This is a genomic window from Microvirga antarctica (genome assembly GCF_017921815.1).
Classification (GTDB): domain Bacteria; phylum Pseudomonadota; class Alphaproteobacteria; order Rhizobiales; family Beijerinckiaceae; genus Microvirga; species Microvirga antarctica.
In genome coordinates this window covers 1,058,340-1,075,720 of the sequence record NZ_JAGEMM010000001.1, presented here as the reverse complement: position 1 = coordinate 1,075,720, position 17,381 = coordinate 1,058,340, and the positions used below count along the sequence as shown (strand labels likewise).

Annotated in this window: 17 protein-coding genes, 1 tRNA gene and 1 pseudogene; 6 read left to right on the top strand and 13 right to left on the bottom strand. The window is 63.1% G+C overall.

The window, feature by feature from the left end; genetic code table 11:
• Window positions 1–57 precede the first annotated feature (57 nt).
• The gene (locus tag J4G32_RS05160; RefSeq protein WP_210485043.1) at window positions 58–1,317 is read right to left on the bottom strand and encodes an MgtC/SapB family protein; all 1,260 of its coding nucleotides are present in this window, start codon (window positions 1,315–1,317) and stop codon (window positions 58–60) included.
• Window positions 1,314–2,195 (bottom strand): hydrogen peroxide-inducible genes activator, encoded by an 882-nt coding sequence (locus J4G32_RS05155; RefSeq protein ID WP_210485042.1) that lies wholly within the window; start codon window positions 2,193–2,195, stop codon window positions 1,314–1,316. The genes J4G32_RS05160 and J4G32_RS05155 overlap by 4 nt, the downstream gene beginning before the upstream one ends.
• A gap of 107 nt (window positions 2,196–2,302) precedes the next feature.
• Here J4G32_RS05155 and J4G32_RS05150 point away from each other — a divergent pair, with 107 nt between their 5' ends.
• Window positions 2,303–3,769, top strand: a complete 1,467-nt coding sequence (locus J4G32_RS05150) for a catalase (protein WP_210485041.1) — start codon at window positions 2,303–2,305, stop codon at window positions 3,767–3,769.
• Between the two features lie 169 nt (window positions 3,770–3,938).
• Window positions 3,939–5,177 (top strand): MFS transporter, encoded by a 1,239-nt coding sequence (locus J4G32_RS05145; protein ID WP_485020560.1) that lies wholly within the window; start codon window positions 3,939–3,941, stop codon window positions 5,175–5,177.
• 13 nt (window positions 5,178–5,190) lie between these two features.
• On the opposite strand, the gene J4G32_RS05140 is transcribed toward J4G32_RS05145, so the two are convergent.
• Entirely contained in the window at window positions 5,191–5,811 is a 621-nt protein-coding gene (locus tag J4G32_RS05140; RefSeq protein WP_210485039.1) for a TIGR02466 family protein, read from the bottom strand.
• A gap of 153 nt (window positions 5,812–5,964) precedes the next feature.
• On the opposite strand from J4G32_RS05140, the gene J4G32_RS05135 reads away from it, so the two are divergent.
• Together J4G32_RS05135 and J4G32_RS05130 are read left to right on the top strand one after the other, a co-directional pair.
• Window positions 5,965–7,188, top strand: coding sequence for an adenylate/guanylate cyclase domain-containing protein (locus J4G32_RS05135; RefSeq protein WP_210485038.1), 1,224 nt, complete (start codon window positions 5,965–5,967; stop codon window positions 7,186–7,188).
• An 84-nt stretch (window positions 7,189–7,272) separates the two neighbouring features.
• Window positions 7,273–7,348, top strand: a tRNA-Ile gene (locus J4G32_RS05130).
• Window positions 7,349–7,603: 255 nt separating this feature from the next.
• Here J4G32_RS05130 and J4G32_RS05125 read toward each other — a convergent pair.
• A complete protein-coding gene (locus tag J4G32_RS05125) occupies window positions 7,604–8,533 on the bottom strand; it encodes an NADP-dependent oxidoreductase (RefSeq protein WP_246504765.1) in 930 nt (309 codons plus the stop codon).
• Window positions 8,534–8,624: 91 nt separating this feature from the next.
• Here J4G32_RS05125 and J4G32_RS05120 point away from each other — a divergent pair, with 91 nt between their 5' ends.
• The gene (locus J4G32_RS05120) at window positions 8,625–9,383 is read left to right on the top strand and encodes an AraC family transcriptional regulator (protein WP_210485037.1); all 759 of its coding nucleotides are present in this window, start codon (window positions 8,625–8,627) and stop codon (window positions 9,381–9,383) included.
• Window positions 9,384–9,707: 324 nt separating this feature from the next.
• Here J4G32_RS05120 and J4G32_RS05115 read toward each other — a convergent pair whose 3' ends face one another.
• The gene (locus J4G32_RS05115) at window positions 9,708–10,616 is read right to left on the bottom strand and encodes a LysR family transcriptional regulator (protein ID WP_210485036.1); all 909 of its coding nucleotides are present in this window, start codon (window positions 10,614–10,616) and stop codon (window positions 9,708–9,710) included.
• Between the two features lie 123 nt (window positions 10,617–10,739).
• Here J4G32_RS05115 and J4G32_RS05110 point away from each other — a divergent pair, with 123 nt between their 5' ends.
• Window positions 10,740–11,657 (top strand): alpha/beta fold hydrolase, encoded by a 918-nt coding sequence (locus J4G32_RS05110; RefSeq protein ID WP_210485035.1) that lies wholly within the window; start codon window positions 10,740–10,742, stop codon window positions 11,655–11,657.
• A 390-nt stretch (window positions 11,658–12,047) separates the two neighbouring features.
• Here the strand turns inward: J4G32_RS05110 and J4G32_RS05105 are convergent, their stop codons facing one another.
• The 8 genes and pseudogenes from J4G32_RS05105 to J4G32_RS05070 form a co-directional block, all read right to left on the bottom strand.
• Window positions 12,048–12,410 carry a hypothetical protein gene (locus J4G32_RS05105; protein ID WP_210485034.1) on the bottom strand — a complete coding sequence of 121 codons (363 nt, stop codon included), beginning with the start codon at window positions 12,408–12,410 and terminating at the stop codon, window positions 12,048–12,050.
• A 391-nt stretch (window positions 12,411–12,801) separates the two neighbouring features.
• Window positions 12,802–13,241: pseudogene (locus J4G32_RS05100) on the bottom strand (pyridoxamine 5'-phosphate oxidase family protein).
• Window positions 13,242–13,456: 215 nt separating this feature from the next.
• The gene (locus J4G32_RS05095; RefSeq protein ID WP_210485033.1) at window positions 13,457–14,044 is read right to left on the bottom strand and encodes a hypothetical protein; all 588 of its coding nucleotides are present in this window, start codon (window positions 14,042–14,044) and stop codon (window positions 13,457–13,459) included.
• Window positions 14,045–14,200: 156 nt separating this feature from the next.
• On the bottom strand, window positions 14,201–14,389 hold the full coding sequence (locus J4G32_RS05090; RefSeq protein ID WP_210485032.1) for a hypothetical protein: 189 nt from the start codon (window positions 14,387–14,389) through the stop codon (window positions 14,201–14,203).
• A gap of 51 nt (window positions 14,390–14,440) precedes the next feature.
• On the bottom strand, window positions 14,441–14,665 hold the full coding sequence (locus tag J4G32_RS05085; RefSeq protein WP_210485031.1) for a hypothetical protein: 225 nt from the start codon (window positions 14,663–14,665) through the stop codon (window positions 14,441–14,443).
• A gap of 157 nt (window positions 14,666–14,822) precedes the next feature.
• A complete protein-coding gene (locus J4G32_RS05080) occupies window positions 14,823–15,023 on the bottom strand; it encodes a hypothetical protein (RefSeq protein ID WP_210485030.1) in 201 nt (66 codons plus the stop codon).
• A 135-nt stretch (window positions 15,024–15,158) separates the two neighbouring features.
• Entirely contained in the window at window positions 15,159–15,368 is a 210-nt protein-coding gene (locus J4G32_RS05075; protein WP_150944542.1) for a cold-shock protein, read from the bottom strand.
• A gap of 316 nt (window positions 15,369–15,684) precedes the next feature.
• Entirely contained in the window at window positions 15,685–17,322 is a 1,638-nt protein-coding gene (locus tag J4G32_RS05070) for an ABC-F family ATP-binding cassette domain-containing protein (RefSeq protein WP_210485029.1), read from the bottom strand.
• Window positions 17,323–17,381 lie beyond the last annotated feature (59 nt).

Below are 17,381 nucleotides of genomic sequence, written 5' to 3'. Positions count from 1 at the left end.
CTTTTTCATGGCTGCCAGGTTCCTGCCGTTCCAGGCTCCTGCTGTTCCAGGTTTCGTTCAAAGTCCGAGCAAAAAGGCAGCTGTCCCTGCGCCGATGGCGAGCGCGCTCGCGATGCCGACGAGGAGCCCCGTCTGCCGGGTTCCCAGACCAAATGTCATGCCGGCCTTGACGAGGGTGTTGACTGCTACCGCCACGGCGATGCCTTCCACGGCCGTCGTCACCGTGATGCCGTCGCGTGAGAGCCGGGCCATCGACAAGGTGATGGCATCCACATCCGCGATACCGGAAAGCGCCGCCAGCACTGTCAGCGCCGTCTCTCCCACATTGGCCACCACCCATTTGGCCAGGAGGCTGATGACGGCAATCAGGCTCGCGAGTTTCAGGGCCGTTCCCAGGTCGAACGGGGTTGTCAGGGTCAGGGTGGCGCTTGCGGCATCGCCCCCCCGATACCGGACAAAAATGAGGCCTGCGCTTACAAGCAACACCAGCAGGCCGCTGCCGAGGGGGGCCAGAAGCGGGGCGAGAAGGGCGACGTTGAGCGCGCTCGCGACGATGAGGACGCGTGCCACCATCACCGAACCGGAGAGCAGGATGCCGGCCGCCAGGACAGGACTCGCTTTTGGCTGGTCCCGCGCGAGGCGGGCGAGGGTGAGGGTCGTGGCCGTGGAGGAGGCCAGACCTCCAGCCAGCGCCAGAACTGCAATGCCGGCCCGCGTGCCGGCCACCCGCAGGGCAATGTAGCCGATGAACGAAATCCCCGCGATGATGATCGCCAGCAGCCAGATCTCGGCCGGATTGATCGCTCCCCACGGGTCGACTGGACGGTCCGGCAAAAGCGGGAGCGCCAGGAACGTCATCGTCAGCAGGATCAGGGCGGCGCGAATTTCGACCCAGGTCAATGTGCGCAGCCAGCTGTGCAGGGGCCGCTTCAACGCCAGGATCACGGTCACGATCACGCCCCCGGCGATCGCGATCTGCAGGTGGCCGAGGACCGCATAGGCCCCGAGCGCAAAGGCCAGCATGCCTGCAACGACCCCGGTAACGCTGAAATTGCGTTCGGCCCGCGCTTCCAGCCAGGCGAAGGCGGTGAACCCGAAGGCGAAGGCCATGAACGCAAACCCGAGAAAGACCCCGCTCGTGCCGTTCGACAAAGCCGCCGAGACGCCTCCCAGCAGCGCCGTCAGGGTATAGGTGCGAAGCCCAGCGGTCCGCTCGCCCTCCGCCTCCTCACGCTGACGCCAGCCGCGTTCCAGCCCGATCAGGAGGCCGATCGCCAGCGCAACCGCCAGCCGGCGAAGGAGATCGAGATCGTTCATCCGCGCGCCTCCTGGAGGACATCCACAAGTGCACGGGCATCGGCGCCCCGGGCCGAGGATCGCCGCCAGGCGAGGCCGATGGTGCGCACCGGCTCGGGCTCGGAAAAGCGCACCAGCTCGACCTTGTCCGACCCCTCCGTCTCGGCGGCCATCTCCGGCAGCAGGGTGATGCCGTAACCGTTCGCCACGAGGTGCATCACGGTGGAGAGAGACGAAGCGCCGAAGGCCTTCGACAGGTTGGGCGACAAGGTCCCGCAAACGCTGAGCGCCTGATCCCGCAGGCAGTGACCTTCTTCAAGCAACAGCAGATGTTCGCTCTCAAGGGCTGCGGGATCGATGCGCTTTGCTGCGTCGGGTCCCCGGGGTTTGCGGGCGACGAGAAAGCGATCCTCGAAGGCCGCGAGCGTCTCGAAATCGGGCCGGTCGAGGGGAAGGGCTGCCACGATGAGGTCGAGATCGCCGTGCGCCAGTTCATCCACCAGCGCCTTGGTCTGGGTCTCCCGAATTCTTAAGGTGAGGGCGGGGTAGCGTCGGTGCAGCGCGGGCAGGGCCCGGGGCAGGAGGTAGGGCGCAATGGACGGGATGATGCCGAGCCGCAGCGGACCCGCAAGGGCTGCCCGTCCGGCACGTCCATGGCTCTCCAGGTCGGCCACGGCCGCCAGGATCGCGAAGGCCTTTTCGGCGATGTCGGTGCCGGATTGCGTCAGTGCCACCTGTCCGCGCCGCCGCTCCACGAGCTGCGTGCCGAGGCTCGTCTCCAGGTCCTGAATCTGCATGGAGAGGGCCGGCTGGGTCACATGGCACAGCTTTGCCGCTTTGCCGAAATGCCGGGTTTCCGCGATCGCCGTCAGATAGCGAAGCTGGCGCAGGGTGATCATGTCGATAAGGTAATCTGATCGTGCCCGTCAGACAATCGAATTGGACTCATCGCCATCGAACGACCAAGGTGCGGCCAAGCTAGGCCGGACGACCAAGGAGATGTCCCATGACCAAGAAAACCATGACCACGACAGCGGGCGCGCCGATCCCCGACAATCAGAACTCGCTGTCGGCCGGCTCGCGCGGACCTCTGCTGCTGCAGGATTATCAGCTCATCGAAAAGCTGGCGCACCAGAACCGGGAGCGCATTCCCGAGCGCGTCGTGCATGCCAAGGGCTCGGGCGCCTACGGAACCTTCACGGTGACCCAGGACATTTCGGCGTTCTCGAAGGCCCGTCTGTTCTCCGCCGTCGGCAAGGCGACCGAGGTTTTCATGCGGTTCTCGACGGTGGCCGGTGAGCGCGGGGCGGCTGACGCCGAGCGCGATGTGCGCGGGTTTTCGGTGAAATTCTACACCGAGGATGGCAACTGGGACGTGGTCGGCAACAACACTCCGGTCTTCTTCGTCCGTGACCCGGTGAAATTCCCCGATTTCATTCGCACCCAGAAGCGCCACCCCTCCACCAACATGCGCAGCACCACCGCCATGTGGGACTTCTGGAGCCTGTCGCCGGAGAGCCTGCATCAGGTGACGATCCTGTTCTCGGATCGCGGCCTGCCGCAGGGCTACCGCTCCATGCATGGCTTCGGTTCGCACACCTATTCGTTCATCAATGCGGAAGGCGAGCGGCACTGGGTCAAGTTCCACTTCAAGTCGCTGCAGGGCATCAAGACCTGGTCCAACCGCGAGGCCGAAGCGATCATCGCCACCGATCGCGAGAGTGCGCAGCGCGACCTCTACGAGGCGATCGAAGGCGGGGATTTCCCGCGCTGGCGCGTCTGCGTCCAGATCATGCCCGAGGTGGCTGCCGAGAAGACCAGCTACAACCCGTTCGATATCACGAAGGTCTGGCCGCACGCGGAATTTCCGCTGCACGAGGTCGGCATTCTCGAGCTCAACCGCAATGCCGTGCACTATTTTGCGGAGGTCGAGCAGGCCTCGTTCTCGCCGTCCAACATCGTGCCGGGAATCGGGTTCTCGCCGGACAAGATGCTCCAGGGCCGGATCTTTGCTTATGCTGATGCGCATCGCTATCGGGTCGGCACCCACTACGAGTCCCTGCCGGTCAATCGTCCGCGCAGCCCCGTCGCCCATTACCACGCGGATGGCGCGATGCTCGCCGAGATTCCCCAGCGAGGAAATGCTTATTACGAACCGAATTCCTTCAACGGCCCGGTCGAGGAGGACCGTTTCGCCGAGCCGCCACTCGCGATCTCCGGGGATGCGGACCGCTATGATCACCGCGTCGGAAACGATGATTACGGCCAGCCTGGCGCGCTCTTCCGCCTGATGAGCGCCGATCAGCAGCGGCAGCTTTTCGCCAATATCGCCGAGGCGATGCAGGGCGTCCCGCTTGAGATCGTCAAGCGGCAGATCACGCATTTCTACCGGGCGGACAAAGCCTATGGCCTCGGCGTCGCGCAGGCGCTCGGCCTGTCGCCCGCCGATCTGCTGGCTGACGCTGCGGAATAGGACGCGGAACCGACCCCGGTGTGCCTCCCGGTTCCACGGGAGGCACACCGTCAGGATACGATTGCGGCAACCCAGCCTTGCGAAATCCGATGGATGCGGCACGTCCGATCTGGTCTATAGCCAGACAAGGAAACGCCGCAACGAGGCAGGGGATGCCGCAAATCCCCTGATGTGTACGCCGATGGATACGAAGTCGCCCCTGACAAGCGCCGCGCCGGTCCAACCGATTGTCGAGAAGGCGGCCCTGCCGATCCTGGCGGCGATCAGTTTCTCGCATCTCCTCAACGATCTCATCCAGTCCCTGCTGCCGGCCATCTATCCGCTGCTCAAGGCCGCCTATAACCTGGATTTCGGGCAGATCGGCATCATCACGCTGACCTTCCAATGCACCGCGTCCCTGCTGCAGCCCCTGGTCGGCTACTACACGGACAAGCGCCCGCGGCCCTTCTCGCTGGTGGTCGGGATGGGCTTCACCCTGGTGGGCCTGCTGACCCTGTCGCAGGCCTCGTCCTACTGGCTGCTATTGTTTGCTGCGGCGCTCGTGGGCATGGGCTCCTCGGTGTTCCATCCGGAATCGTCGCGCGTCGCGCGCATGGCCTCCGGCGGCCGTCTCGGTTTCGCCCAGTCGTTCTTCCAGGTCGGCGGCAATGCCGGCACGGCAATCGGCCCGTTGCTGGCGGCCTTCATCGTCGTGCCGTTCGGACAGCCGAGCATTGCATGGTTTTCAGGCGTGGCGCTGCTCGCCATGGTGGTTCTGTACCGGGTCGGACGGTGGTACCAGGCGCGCCTTGAGCTGCTGCGGTCCCGTCCCCGCCCGCCGGAGGCAAAGGCGCTGCATTCGCGCCGCAAGATCACGATGTCCATCACCATCCTGATGCTGCTGGTCTTCTCCAAGAACTTCTATACGGCGAGCTTCACAAGCTACTTCACGTTCTATCTCATCGACCGGTTTCAACTCACCGTGCAGGACGCCCAGCTCCACCTGTTCATCTTCCTGTTCGCGGTGGCGGCCGGCACGCTGCTCGGGGGTCCGGCGGGCGATCGGTTCGGCCGCAAATACGTGATCTGGTTCTCGATCCTCGGGGTCCTGCCGTTCACGCTCCTCCTGCCTTATGCCAACCTGTTCTGGACGGGCGTCCTCAGTGTTATCATCGGCATGATCCTGGCCTCGGCATTCCCGGCCATCCTCGTCTATGCGACGGAGCTTGTGCCGGGCCGGGTCGGCGTCATCGCAGGGCTGTTCTTCGGCCTGTCATTCGGCATGGGCGGCCTGGGGGCGGCGATCCTGGGCCAACTCGCCGACGTGACGAGCATCGCCTACGTGTACAAGATCTGCTCGTTCCTGCCGGCCATCGGCTTGCTGACCTTCTTCCTGCCGCACGAGAGGCCGAAAGCGCGGTCCTCCTGAGCCGACGGAAGGCCTAACGCCAGGCGTAGTTGAAGCTGATGCTGATGCGCTCGCTCTCAGCCTCATTCACCGGCACTTCATGGCGCAGCCAGCTCTCCCACAAAAGGACTGTCCCGGGTTTCGGCTTCATATAGGCAAACTGCCGATTCTCCGGCCGGGCCTTGGCCTTGCGCGGAGGCGAGGCCATCATGAATCCCAGCCGCGGATCCTCGAATTTCAAGGCGCCCGCCCCCTCAGGGACCGTCACATAATAGGTTCCGCTGACCACCGAATGCGGATGGATATGGGACGTGTGAACGCCACCCGGCGGCAGGATGTTGATCCACAGGCTGTCGAGGACAAGTTTGCGTCCTTTCAGGTCGTACTCCACCTCTTTGGCGAACGCGCTCACATGGCTGTTGAGGGCCTTGACCAACTCGCCGAACACCGGGACACGCCAAGGCAGGTCGTTGAGGGAGGCGTAGGAGGTGTAGCCCGGATAGCCGTTCTTCTCGCACCAGGCCTGGCCCGCCTCGTCATCCTCGGCGATGGAGAGGCTTGCGGCTTCCAACTCGGTCGTCAGATGGGCGAATTTTGCATCCTCGATCTCGGCCCGGTAGATCTTTGTGACAAAGAGCGAGTCGATGGTGGCCATGGGTTATCCTGATGTCTGCCGGCGGGTCAGCTGGGCTCTAGACCCACCTCCCGGCGGTGTCAAAACGAAAGGCCATCCCGCGCGCCGTCTGAATGCGCCCTGCGGCGTACTTAAACGCTTGCGCAATGGCGTTGCAAAACCCACCTTGGCGGCATGACGTCATCCCTGCCTCTTCCCAGCTCGCACGACGACCCCTTGGCGATTGCGCGGAGCCTCGATCCCGAAACGCTCTCGCAGACCATCGCGCTGCGGGATTGGCTGGTGACGGCGGCCGCCCGGCTCGAGGATCCCAATGGCGTGCTCAGCGGCACGGCCGAGCGCCTGCGGGCCATGGGTATCCCGATCGACAGGGCGGCATTGGCGATCGAGGCCCTTCATTCGGAATACGCGGGAATCGGTCGGTTCTGGACGCCCGATGCCGATACCGTGGTGCGCTACCTCCCGCATGGCACCCGGCGCGAGGAGGATTACGAGTCGAGCCCGTTTGCTCACGTCAACCGCACGGGCGAGTGGCTGGCGCTCGAACTGGCGACGACCCCCGACGACATGTTCCCCGTCCTGCGCGAGCTGAAGGATGCCGGCTATCGTCATTATCTGACGATCCCCATGCCCTTCAGCAAAGGGGCCAAGAACGCCATCTCGTTCGCCACCCGCGACCCAGAGGGTTTCGACGATCGGGCCCTGCTGGTGCTGCGGCTCGTCATTCCGTCGTTCACCCTGGTGATCGAATTGCGGGCGACGAACAACCGGCTGGACGACGTCCTGCGGATTTACGTCGGCGACGAGCCCCACAAGGCGATTCTTTCCGGCGCTATCCAGCGTGGCCAGGTCACGCGGATCCGTTCGGCCATCCTGTTCGCCGATATGCGCGACTACACCCGCATTTCCTCGACCCTCAGCCCCGAAAGCGCGGTCGAGCTGTTGAACAACTATTTCGATTGTCTCGTGCCGCCCATCGAGGACGAAGGCGGCGAGGTTTTGAAATATCTCGGCGACGGCCTGCTGGCGATCGTGCGCGACCGTGGCGATGACACCGGCGGAGCGCCGCAGGCGGCCCTGTCGGCCGCCACCAAGGCGATCCGCCGCGTCCAGGCCGCCAACAACGAGGGTCGGTTTCCGGTGCCCATCAATATCGGCATCGCCCTGCACCATGGGGACGCCGCCTACGGCAATGTGGGCTCCGGGCGGCGGCTGGATTTCACCGTCATCGGACGGGACGTGAACCTTGCAAGCCGCATCGCCGAGCTGAACAAGACGCTGGGCGAGCCCTTGCTGATGTCCAAGGCCTTTGTCGAACATCTCTGGGGAAACCCCGTGCCGCTGGGTTTCCATGCGATCGACGGATTCGAAGAGAAAATCGAGGTCTTCCGTCCCTGACGGCCAGATTCGACCGGCTGCCCCCGCCTTGCCGTTGCGGGCCTCCCCCTTTTACCGCTACAAGCCAGCACCCTTCGACAACAAGGGCCTGTAGCTCAATGGTTAGAGCCGGCCGCTCATAACGGTCTGGTTCCCGGTTCGAGTCCGGGCGGGCCCACCACTTCACGCGAGGGTTTCAGCGTCCAAGGCAGCGATCGGTCAGGGTGACTGCAATCATTGCCGGCCTGTGAGTGGAAATCATCCGTCGGACTGGGTCGTCCCGCCTCAGCCAGTTGGCGCGAGCCGCCCCTTCTCGGGCAGTCCCACGTTGCGCCATTCCAGGCGATACGTGACCGACAGCGGACGCTACGCGCGATTCGATCGCCGCCTTGCTGAACCGTGACGCGACCACCGAGGCTTCCCGTCCCTCGTTAGCCTAGCAGCCGATCTGGAGAACGATCTTGCCCCGCGTGCGGCCGCTCTCGGACAGCTCGAGGGCTTTGGCGAGCTCCATGAACGGCAGCACCGTGGTGACATGCGCTTTGATCGTCCCGGCCTCGACATACTCACGGAGGAGCGCGAGTTGCATCGCGTTCGGTTGACACTGGACGCGTCCGACACCCACTCCGCGCTGCCGATCGCCATCATCGGGAAAGGCGACGGAGGTCACGAGGAACCCTCCCGCCTTCAGGGTTGGAAAGGCGCGCTTGAACGTCTCGCCACCAACGGTGTCGAATACGACATCCATGTCTTTGACCACCTGCTCGAACGGCTGGGCGGTATAGTCGATGAACACGTCGGCCCCGAGGCTGCGGACGTAGTCCTCGTTGCGCCCGGAAGCCATGGCTGTGACGTGGGCGCCTTCCGCCTTGGCGAGTTGCACGGCCAGGGACCCCACACCGCCGGAGCTGCTCGTGACGAGAAGGTGTTGACCGCTGGCGAGCTTGGCGAGGTCGAACATCGCCTGCCAGGCCGTCAGTCCTCCAAGCGGGATCGAGGCGGCTTCGATGAAGTCGATGGTGGCGGGCTTGCGGGCGAGGTCGCCTGCTTTGAAGACAGCGTATTCGGCGAAGCCCCCGGACGCGATGATGCCGTAGACCCCGTCGCCCTTTCGAAAATCCGTGACGCCCTCGCCGACTTCGTCGACCACACCGGCGATTTCTCCGCCCAGGCGGATGGGCAGGCTCATCCCCATTCGCAGCCCGGCGCCGTTTCGGATTTTCCAATCGATTGGGTTCACGCCTGCCGCATGGACCTTTACCAGAACGTCACCAGCCTGGGCTGCCGGGCGCTTCACGTCCGCAAACTGCAAGACGTCGTTGCCGCCGTAATTGTCGATGATAACGGCCTTCATCGTCGCGCTCATGGTCGGTGACTCCTCGATCCTTGACGGACAGGGTGATAGCGGGTCCTTTCAGCGATGTGACGCCAATGATGATCGCGAAGAGGCCAATCCGATGGACCGTCCTTTCGTCCTGTCCCGAGGCACGAAGTCCCGAGGCCTCGGGCTGCCCATGCATGCGCACGCGGAAGCACAGCTGACCTTCGTCGTGTCGGGGCTGGTGCAGGTTCACACGCGCGAAGGGCGATGGCTCGTCCCGCCGCAACTTGCCGTCTGGGTTCCGGAGAATGTTCTCCACCAGGTCGACGTTTTGACCGACGCCGAACTGTGGTTGATCCACTGGCAGGCGCAGGCGGCACGGGATTGGGCGCCGCCGACCTTGCCCGACCGCGCATTTGCCTTACGCGTGACGCCGCTCCAGCGTTCCTTGCTCGCGGCGGCCTTTGCCGCCGACATTCAACCTGAGAAGGCCAAGCTCGTGGTCAGGCTCATGCTTCACGAACTCACGGAGGCACCGGACGCCCCCACATTCATTCCCTTTCCGACGAGCCCCATCGGCCGACGCGTCGCCGACATTGCCTTGCAGGATCGCCAGAACAAACTGAGCGTCGGCGCGATCGCGTCACGCGCCGCGACGTCCGTTCGCACCCTCAGCCGCCTGTTTCCCGCCGAGACCGGAATGACTTTTAAGGCTTGGCGGCAGCGAACGAGGGTCGTGCAGGCAATGGATCAGCTCGGGAGGGGGGTGCCGATCGCCCACGTGTCCGCAGCCTTGGGTTTCGCAAGTGCGGCTGCGTTCTCGAGCGCATTTCGGCAGGTGACCGCCATGACACCGACAGCGTTCGCAGGCCGACCCGATGCGACGGCCGGGTAACTGATGTCGAACCTCTGCGGCGCTAAGCTGCTCGCCCCTTGGCCCTGACGATACAGTCCTTAGTGAGAGTGTTACTGGGTTGGCACTTGTTCGACAGGGTGCCGCTGGGATTGGCAGCCTCCACCTCCTGCTTGCAGGCGGATTTGATCTTGGCATTCGAGGCAGGCATGTCGTTTTGAGCGGTCGCAGGTCCGCTCAGCACGATCGCTGCCGCAGCGATCACCACCGTCAACTTGATGCGACACATTGAAGAGCACCCGCTCCGACCACGGTGTTGGAGCCGGCGACGAACGTGTGGTCGCCAAACGCGGATTGGACCCGCCTTTACACGTCTGCGGTCGTCTCCCAATAGGGTGGGTCGCCGAACGCCTGCCGCAGGCAATCGGCCAAGGCCCTGAGTTTGGCTGAAGGCCGACGTCCGTCGGGATGGGCGATGAAAATGAATTCGTCCTCGGCCGTTGCGCCCACGTCGACGATCTGCAGGACGCTCTCCCGGAGGGCCGCGCCGGCGATGAACAGCGGCAGGAGCGCGATGCCGAGGCCCGCTGCGGCAGCGTCCCGCATCATGTCGCCGTTGTTCACCCGAAGGCTCACCCGGGCGCTGAGATTGACGACGCCATCCAGGCCGGACAGCCGCCAGTCCGCCGTTCCGCGATTGGTGTAGAAAATGCCCAGATGACCCGCCAGTTCTCCTGTAGACCGCGGTGTGCCGTGGCGGGCAAGATAGTCCGGCGAGGCAACGAGCACGCGACGGCTCGGCGCAAGAGTCCATGCCATGAGGCGGGAATCCACGATGGGACCGTGCCGCACGACGGCGTCATAACCGCTGGCTGCGACGTCAACCCGGCGGTCGTCGAGATCGAGGGTGAGTTCGATCCGGGGATTCTGCCGCAGGAACGGGTAGAGGGCAGGCCCCAGATGCAGACGCCCGAAGGTGACGGGCGCAGCCAGACGCAGGGGGCCGGCCAACGTGCCGCGCCTTTCCTCGAGATCGGCGACTGCATCTTCGACATCTTGGACGATGCGGGAGGCGCGCGCGCGGAACGCGGCGCCATCCTCGGTAAGGGACAATTTGCGCGTCGTGCGATGGACAAGCTTCGTCCCCAAGCTGCGCTCGAGTTCTGCGAGGCGCTCGCTGACGACGGATTTCGACAGGCGCAGCCGGCGCGCCGCTTCGCTGATGGAGCCGGTTTCCGTGATCGCCACGAAGGCCTTTAGTGCGTCGAGCTTCATTGTCCGGAGATTCCGAAAAGCGGTTCCGCCAGTTGTAGTCTAATTCGACCTGTTGCCATCCGCCATAGTGTGATCCGGACGGCGGCGAACCGGCTGCCGCGATCCTCGTTGTGGAGACAATCAATGGTTCGCTTCATGCTCGCCGCGCTCGCTGGCCTCGCTCTCGCACTGCCCGCCCTCGCGCAAACGCATCCATTCCCGACAGGCTTTCGCGAACAGGCGGTCGGCACCAACGGAACGACGCTCCATGTGCGGATCGGCGGACAGGGGCCGGCGGTCGTCCTGCTCCATGGTTACGGCGAGACCGGCGACATGTGGGCACCCCTCGCGGCCGCGCTTGCCGGCGATCATACGGTCATCGTTCCTGACCTTCGCGGCATGGGTCTCTCGGCGCGCCCCGAGTCCGGTTATGACAAGAAGACCCAGGGCCAGGACGTTGCCGGCCTGCTCGACGCGCTGAAGATCGACACCACCGATCTGGTCACGCACGACATCGGCAACATGGTCGGTTACGCCTTTGCGGCGCAGTATGCGCAGCGCGTCACGCGCTTTGCCATCATGGACGCGCCGCTTCCCGGCATCGGCCCCTGGGACGAGATCGTGCGCAGCCGCGCGTTGTGGCACTTCTCGTTCCAAGGCCCGGATGCAGAGCGCTTGGTCGCCGGCCGGGAGCGGATCTATCTCGACCGGTTCTGGAACGAATTCTCCGCGGATCCCAAGACCTTCAGCGAGGCCTCCCGCGAGCACTACGCCAAGCTGTACGCCCAACCGGGCGCCATGCATGCGGGGTTCAACCAGTTCGCGGCTTTCGAGCAGGACGCGCGCGACAACAAGGTTTTTGTGGCTCAGGGCCCGTTGCGCATGCCGGTGCTCGCGGTCGGCGGCGACAAGTCCTTCGGGCCTACAATGGCCGTGGTCATGCGCGCGGCGGCCGGCAATGTGTCCGAAGTGGTGATTCCCAATTCCGGCCACTGGCTGATGGAGGAGCAACCGGCAGCGACCATCGCGGCCGTGGTGAGGTTTCTGCGGGAGGGGCGCTGACAGGACAGAAGCCCGTCGTCGTCGATTGGCATAATGCGCACCTCGGCGGGCAAAGCTGCCTTGGCGGATCTGTCGTGTACCGGAAGCACGCCTGGCTCGGCCCCAGCTGAGTCGGGGAGCGAGTTGTCCGCTGCCCACTGTGTTGCGATAGCAATCGCCCGGTCGACCGCCGGACACCCGTTATCCGCAATGGGAACCGTCACTCGGGCGATCTTTAAGAGGTTTTGCAGGCGTCAGCCGGAGTGACGCCGATGCTGGGCGCGGCAACATACGACGTAACCATGTTAGCAGAGCGAGAAACGTCGCGGCGCATTCTTCCGCGTGACGTCTGGCTCGATTGACCGGAGACAAGCTTCACCATTGGCCACACTGGGCTGAGACGTAACCGCATCAATAGCGGTTGTCGTTGCGATAGCCGCGATCGCCATACCCACGTTGAGAGTTCCGGCGTTCGTCATAGCCTGGTTGATAACCCGGCCGATTGTAGCCATAGCCAGGACGTCGCGGTTGGGGTTGGCCCTCATAGCCGACCACGCCGCCAAGCTGCCGACACCCACGAGGGTCGCAACGTGATTTCGTATAGGCGCCGGTGCGCGGATCGATGCAACGCGCCGTGTTGCAAACGAACTGCACGGTGGTCACAAGGTCCGAACGAGGTCCGGACCCGATCCCGTAACTAGCGGGAAGCGCCATCGCACTGCCCAAGGTGGTGACCGAAAGAAGGGCGCCGAGCATCAGAGGTTTGATCAACATAAGCGTGTTTTTCTCCCGTTCGCTAACCCTAACTCGCGGGCAAGCATATCGTTCGTCGTCGATGCGCATTTCGTCGAGACACTGAGAAGTGAAGCGCTGATTGCGTCGGGACGGCGAGCCAACGAGATCACGCCGACATGATACGTCACCATGATGGAAGTCGACCCTTCGCCCACCTCAACTCTCGGACCGCCGCAGTCGAGGTCCGCTACACCTCAGTGGGCAGAGAGACCCGACGATATCTCACACTGAGTCAGACAGCGATTTCGAAGCTTTGATCCGTCTCACTGGCCGCAAGGTGATGAAAGATTCAGACTCCGTGCTCTGGCATCCTCTCCCTCTCGCCGGCGAACGCCGAGGAGAGTGCTGCCGTGCGACGCATGAGATCTGACTAAGCTGAGAGAACGATCTCTCCGTCGTCCTCGCCCGCCCAATAATGAATCCTGGTGGCTTTGATCTTGATCATGACCACGCCCGGCGTCTTCACGCCTTCCTCGAACCAGCATCGAGATCGGAATTCCAGTGGTCTTCAAATGCGAATTGGTCGCGGATCAGCTCTGCAGTTCCTTCAACCGCGACCATCAGGCCCGGTTTCCCCAACAGGCTGGTATTGGCCTGAAACGACAGGGCCACCTGCGAGTCACGCTCGATGTCATTCACGACGCGAGATTTGTCCCACGTGAAATAGAAGGAATCACCATCGTATTCCACGTCCCGGTTGTTGCTCATGGGACGACCGGCAATCTGGCCGTTCTCCGTATGCGTGAGGAGCATGGCAAAATCGATGTCACGCATTTTCTTCGCAATCTCAGGCAATGTCAGGGTGCCCATTTCGCCTCTCCCACCGATCCGTTCCTGTGTTGGAAAAGGTGCCGATCGATCGCTGTCTCTTCCTCGGATCAGAGACGTCGGGGCCCCTTGCCCGGTTCCATGAGGTCGATGAGTTTGTCGGGTAGGGCTGGCGGGGCGGGCACGTTCACGATTCAGCCCGGCGAGCCATGACGGGCTGCCGGGCTGAACAGGTCGTGCAGAATGAAACGAGCCGTCTACCAGGCCCAGGCTGGGCGGCAATGGAGGCCGCCATATGGACCGCGCCAGCAGGCGCCGCCGGGACCGGGTCCCCATGGGCCTGGACCCCAGTAGCGACGCGGACCCCAGCCAGGCCCGTACCACCAATCGATGAACAGGCTGGCCAATTTGCCAGAGGCGGGCGGAGCGTCGCCAAGGACCTTGACCGTATAGGTCAGGGTGTCACCACTGAGCTGCGGATTGGTCAGTTCGATCACTGACAGGTAAGCCTTTCCGCCCACATCCACTGACAGGGTGGCGTTTGGAGGATCCTTCTCAAAGTCGCTTTTGCCCGATGTCCAATACTCGACGAACTTCGCCGTCGGCGCATCGCCCGTCATCCTCTCCGGACGGTCGGTAAACATGAGGGTCTGAGGAGCAACGCCCTTCAAGGTCAGTGTGGTCCCCTCGAATGTCACCGAGTCCGCAGTCTGGACGAACAGCCAATTCGCGGGAGGCATCGGGGCCATAGTGTCGGCGGCTGTGGGTGGTGTTTGCGCAAGAGCAAAGCTACCGGCGCACAGTCCCGCGACTGCAAACGCTGCGGCAGCAAATAGCGATCTCATCGGGCATTCCTCGTTGGTCACGACGTGCAGCCACGTCATGGTCCTAACGTAAAGGAAGTTGATCCTACGTCAACGATGTCGGACGGTAGATCCACCAGGCCGGAGGGCCGCAAATCAAAATCGACGCGTGGCGTTCGTCAGCAGCGCGAGGCGCCCTCAAACGGCGAGCAGACCCTCGCGGACGCACCGCTGATAGGCCTCTGTCGGGCTCTTGATCACATACTGGAATTCGTCGTCATTGGCGGGACGGATGCTGATGATCTCATAGGTGGTGCCGCGAACAGCACGCCCAAGGCCGTTGGTGGATAGTTGAACGGTCTGGCCCACCTTGAACTTCGGTTTCATCGGTCGTCTTCCCTTTCGCTGCGCCGCCGTCGGCCGCGCTTGCTGAGATCGTTAGCAGCCCTTGCAAATGCTCTTGGTCGAGGCCCGCATCTTGCGATCCCACTCCCGTTCCTGGTTCTGCGTGCGCTGGCGCGAAAGCTCGGCCTCCGTCGCTGGGGATCGGTTGGGTGGCTCGGCGGTTTTCGTTTCGACCGGCGGTGCGGTCGGCGTCTGTGCGAGCGCAGTCCCGCCGAGCGCCAGAACGGCAAGGAGCGCCATCTGCGCCGGGTAGGCCATCACCTCTTGCCAGTATTGGGCTTCACGGAAGCGACCGTCTTGGACGGCGTCACCGCGAAAGGCGAGGGCGTTTCTTTCGTCTTCGGCTTGTCTTGCTTTGGCTTTTTCGTCTCGCGGTTGCCGCGCTGCTGACCTTTAGCCATGAAAACCCGGTTCCTTATCTCACCCGCTTGATGCGCGTGATGTTCCCTTCGGGCAAAGTGCCCGCTGCCTGCTGCTCGCGGGCGATCGACAGGGCGAGATAATCCTCGCCTGGACCGCCATGTCCTTCCACGACGAGATATCCCGTGCGGCCGTCTTCGTACTCGACAGCAAACATCACGGATTTCGGATGGATCGTTCTCTTGAATTTAAACATCAGACCCTCAATGGCGAAAACCAAAGTCTTTTCGCGGTCGTCGCAGAGCTTGCGACAAACAGAAAAGGCCGCACCTTTGTGAAGTGCGGCCTGGAATGTTCGGCGTGAATTCAGATCACACCAGAGCCGTCAGACTTATGCAGTCTGAATGGTGCTGACTGCAATCTTGCCGCTGCGGCGATCTTCTTCGGTGTCGAAGGAGACCTTCTGGCCTTCAACGAGGCCACGAATGCCAGCGCGCTCGAGAGCGGTCGCATGCACGAACACATCCTTGTCGCCGTTGTCAGGCTGGATGAAGCCGAAGCCCTTTTGATCGTTGTAGAATTTTACGGTGCCGGTAACCATTTGAAAGTCCTTTCACTGACTTGAAGTGCGTCCGCGCTTGTTCCCATCACTGTGAACAAGCACAATTTTTCGAGTTTTGGAGAGATTGTTCGGAGCGCGCGGCAAGCAGTGCAAGGCGAAACAGAGCAGTCGTCAGGCCAAATTCGATATGCTGATATAGTCGCATCTACGAAAAATTACAAGCGAATTTCGAGTTGAGTGCTTTCTTTGGCCCGGCCAAACCGTTCAGCCGTAGCCGAGTTATGTGACGATGAACCGGCTTTGACTTTCCAAACCACAGGCGGGCAACGCTCTGGGCGCCAGCCGATGATTTTTGTCAGGCCGCCTCGACGATCATCTTTTTGCGCCGTTTCGACGACCCTTCTCGGTTCTGTGACGGCCGGGAGCCGGCCTTGGCGCGCTCCAGCACAAAGCGGGCGTAATCCTCCATGTCGCCGTCGAATGGCGTCACGTGTCCGTCTGCCGCGAGCCACAGGCGGTCAGCCACCAGCTCCATCAGCGAGCGATCGTGTGTAATGAGGATGACGGCACCTGCATAATCGTTCAGCGCGTCGAGAAGGGCCCGTCGGCTGTCAATGTCGAGGTGGTTCGTCGGCTCGTCGAGGATCAGCAGATGGGGCGCATCCATGGCGACGAGGTTCAGAAGCAACCGGGCTCGCTCGCCGCCTGACAGATTGGCGACCGTGGTCTGCTGCTTGTCGAAACCCAGGCCAAATTGTGCGAGGCGCGAACGCCGGGACGATTCGCTGTCGTTCGGCGTGGCGCGCCGGATGATCTCAAGGGGCGTGTCGTTCGGATCAAGGGCTTCGATCTGGTGCTGATGAAACCACCCCACTTTCACCCGGCCTTCCCGCCGCATGAGCCCCGACTGAATCGCGATTGCTCCCGCGGCCATCTTGGCGAAGGTCGATTTCCCGGCTCCGTTGACGCCCAGCAGGCCGATGCGGTCGTCGATGTCGAGGCGGAGATTGAGGTTCCGTAGCACCGGCTCACCGCCATAGCCGACGGCGGCGTCTTCCAACTGCATCAGGGGCGGTGCGAGCGGACGCTCCGGCGAGGGCAGGGTGAAAGGCGCAACCCGCTCCTCGATGACGGCGGCGATCGGCTCGAGCTTGGCCAGCCGCTTCATGCGCGATTGCGCTTGTGCGGCCTTGCTGGCTTTGGCGCGGAAGCGGTCAACGAAGCTCTGCAGGTGCGCACGCTCGGCTTCCTGCTTATTGCGCGAGGCCGTCTGCAGGCGCAGCTTTTCACCCCGACGCCGCTCGAAATCATCATATCCGCCCGTATAGAGGTCGAGCTTTCCCTCGTTCACGTGCAGAATGGCATCGACCGAATTGTTCAGCAATTCACGGTCATGGCTGATGATAAGGGCGGTATGCGGATATTTCTTCAGCCGGGCCTCGAGCCACAGGGCCCCTTCGAGATCCAGATAGTTCGTCGGCTCGTCGAGCAAAAGAAGATCGGGCTGCGCGAAAAGGGCTGCCGCAAGGGCGACGCGCATCCGCCAGCCCCCCGAGAATTCCGACATGGCGCGGGTCAGGTCGGCGACGGAAAAGCCAAGCCCGCTCAGGATCTCGCCGGCCCGCGCCGGCGCGCGGTCGGCATCGATCTCGATCAGCCGCCCGTAGATTTCACCCATGCGCTCGGGCTCGGCAGTTTCGAGCTCGAGGTTCAGGGCTTCCCGTTCGACGTCGGCTGCCAGAATCGTGTCGATGAGAGAGACGGACGTCGCTGGGTGCTCCTGGTCGACTGACGCAATCCTGGCTGTCTTCGGCAGAACGATCTCGCCCCCGTCAGGCTGCAATTCCCCGAGGATCAGCTTGAATAGCGTGGACTTTCCCACACCATTGCGACCCACCAGCCCGACTTTCGCGCCCGTGGGCAGGGTGACCGTGGCCTTGTCAAAAAAGCGGCGGCCCCATCCGTTGAAGATGAGGTTCTCGATCTGGAGCATGGGGGTTGGCCGAACGGTGAAGGGGAGGGAAGGCCCGAGGGGCGCGGGCTCCCTAACAC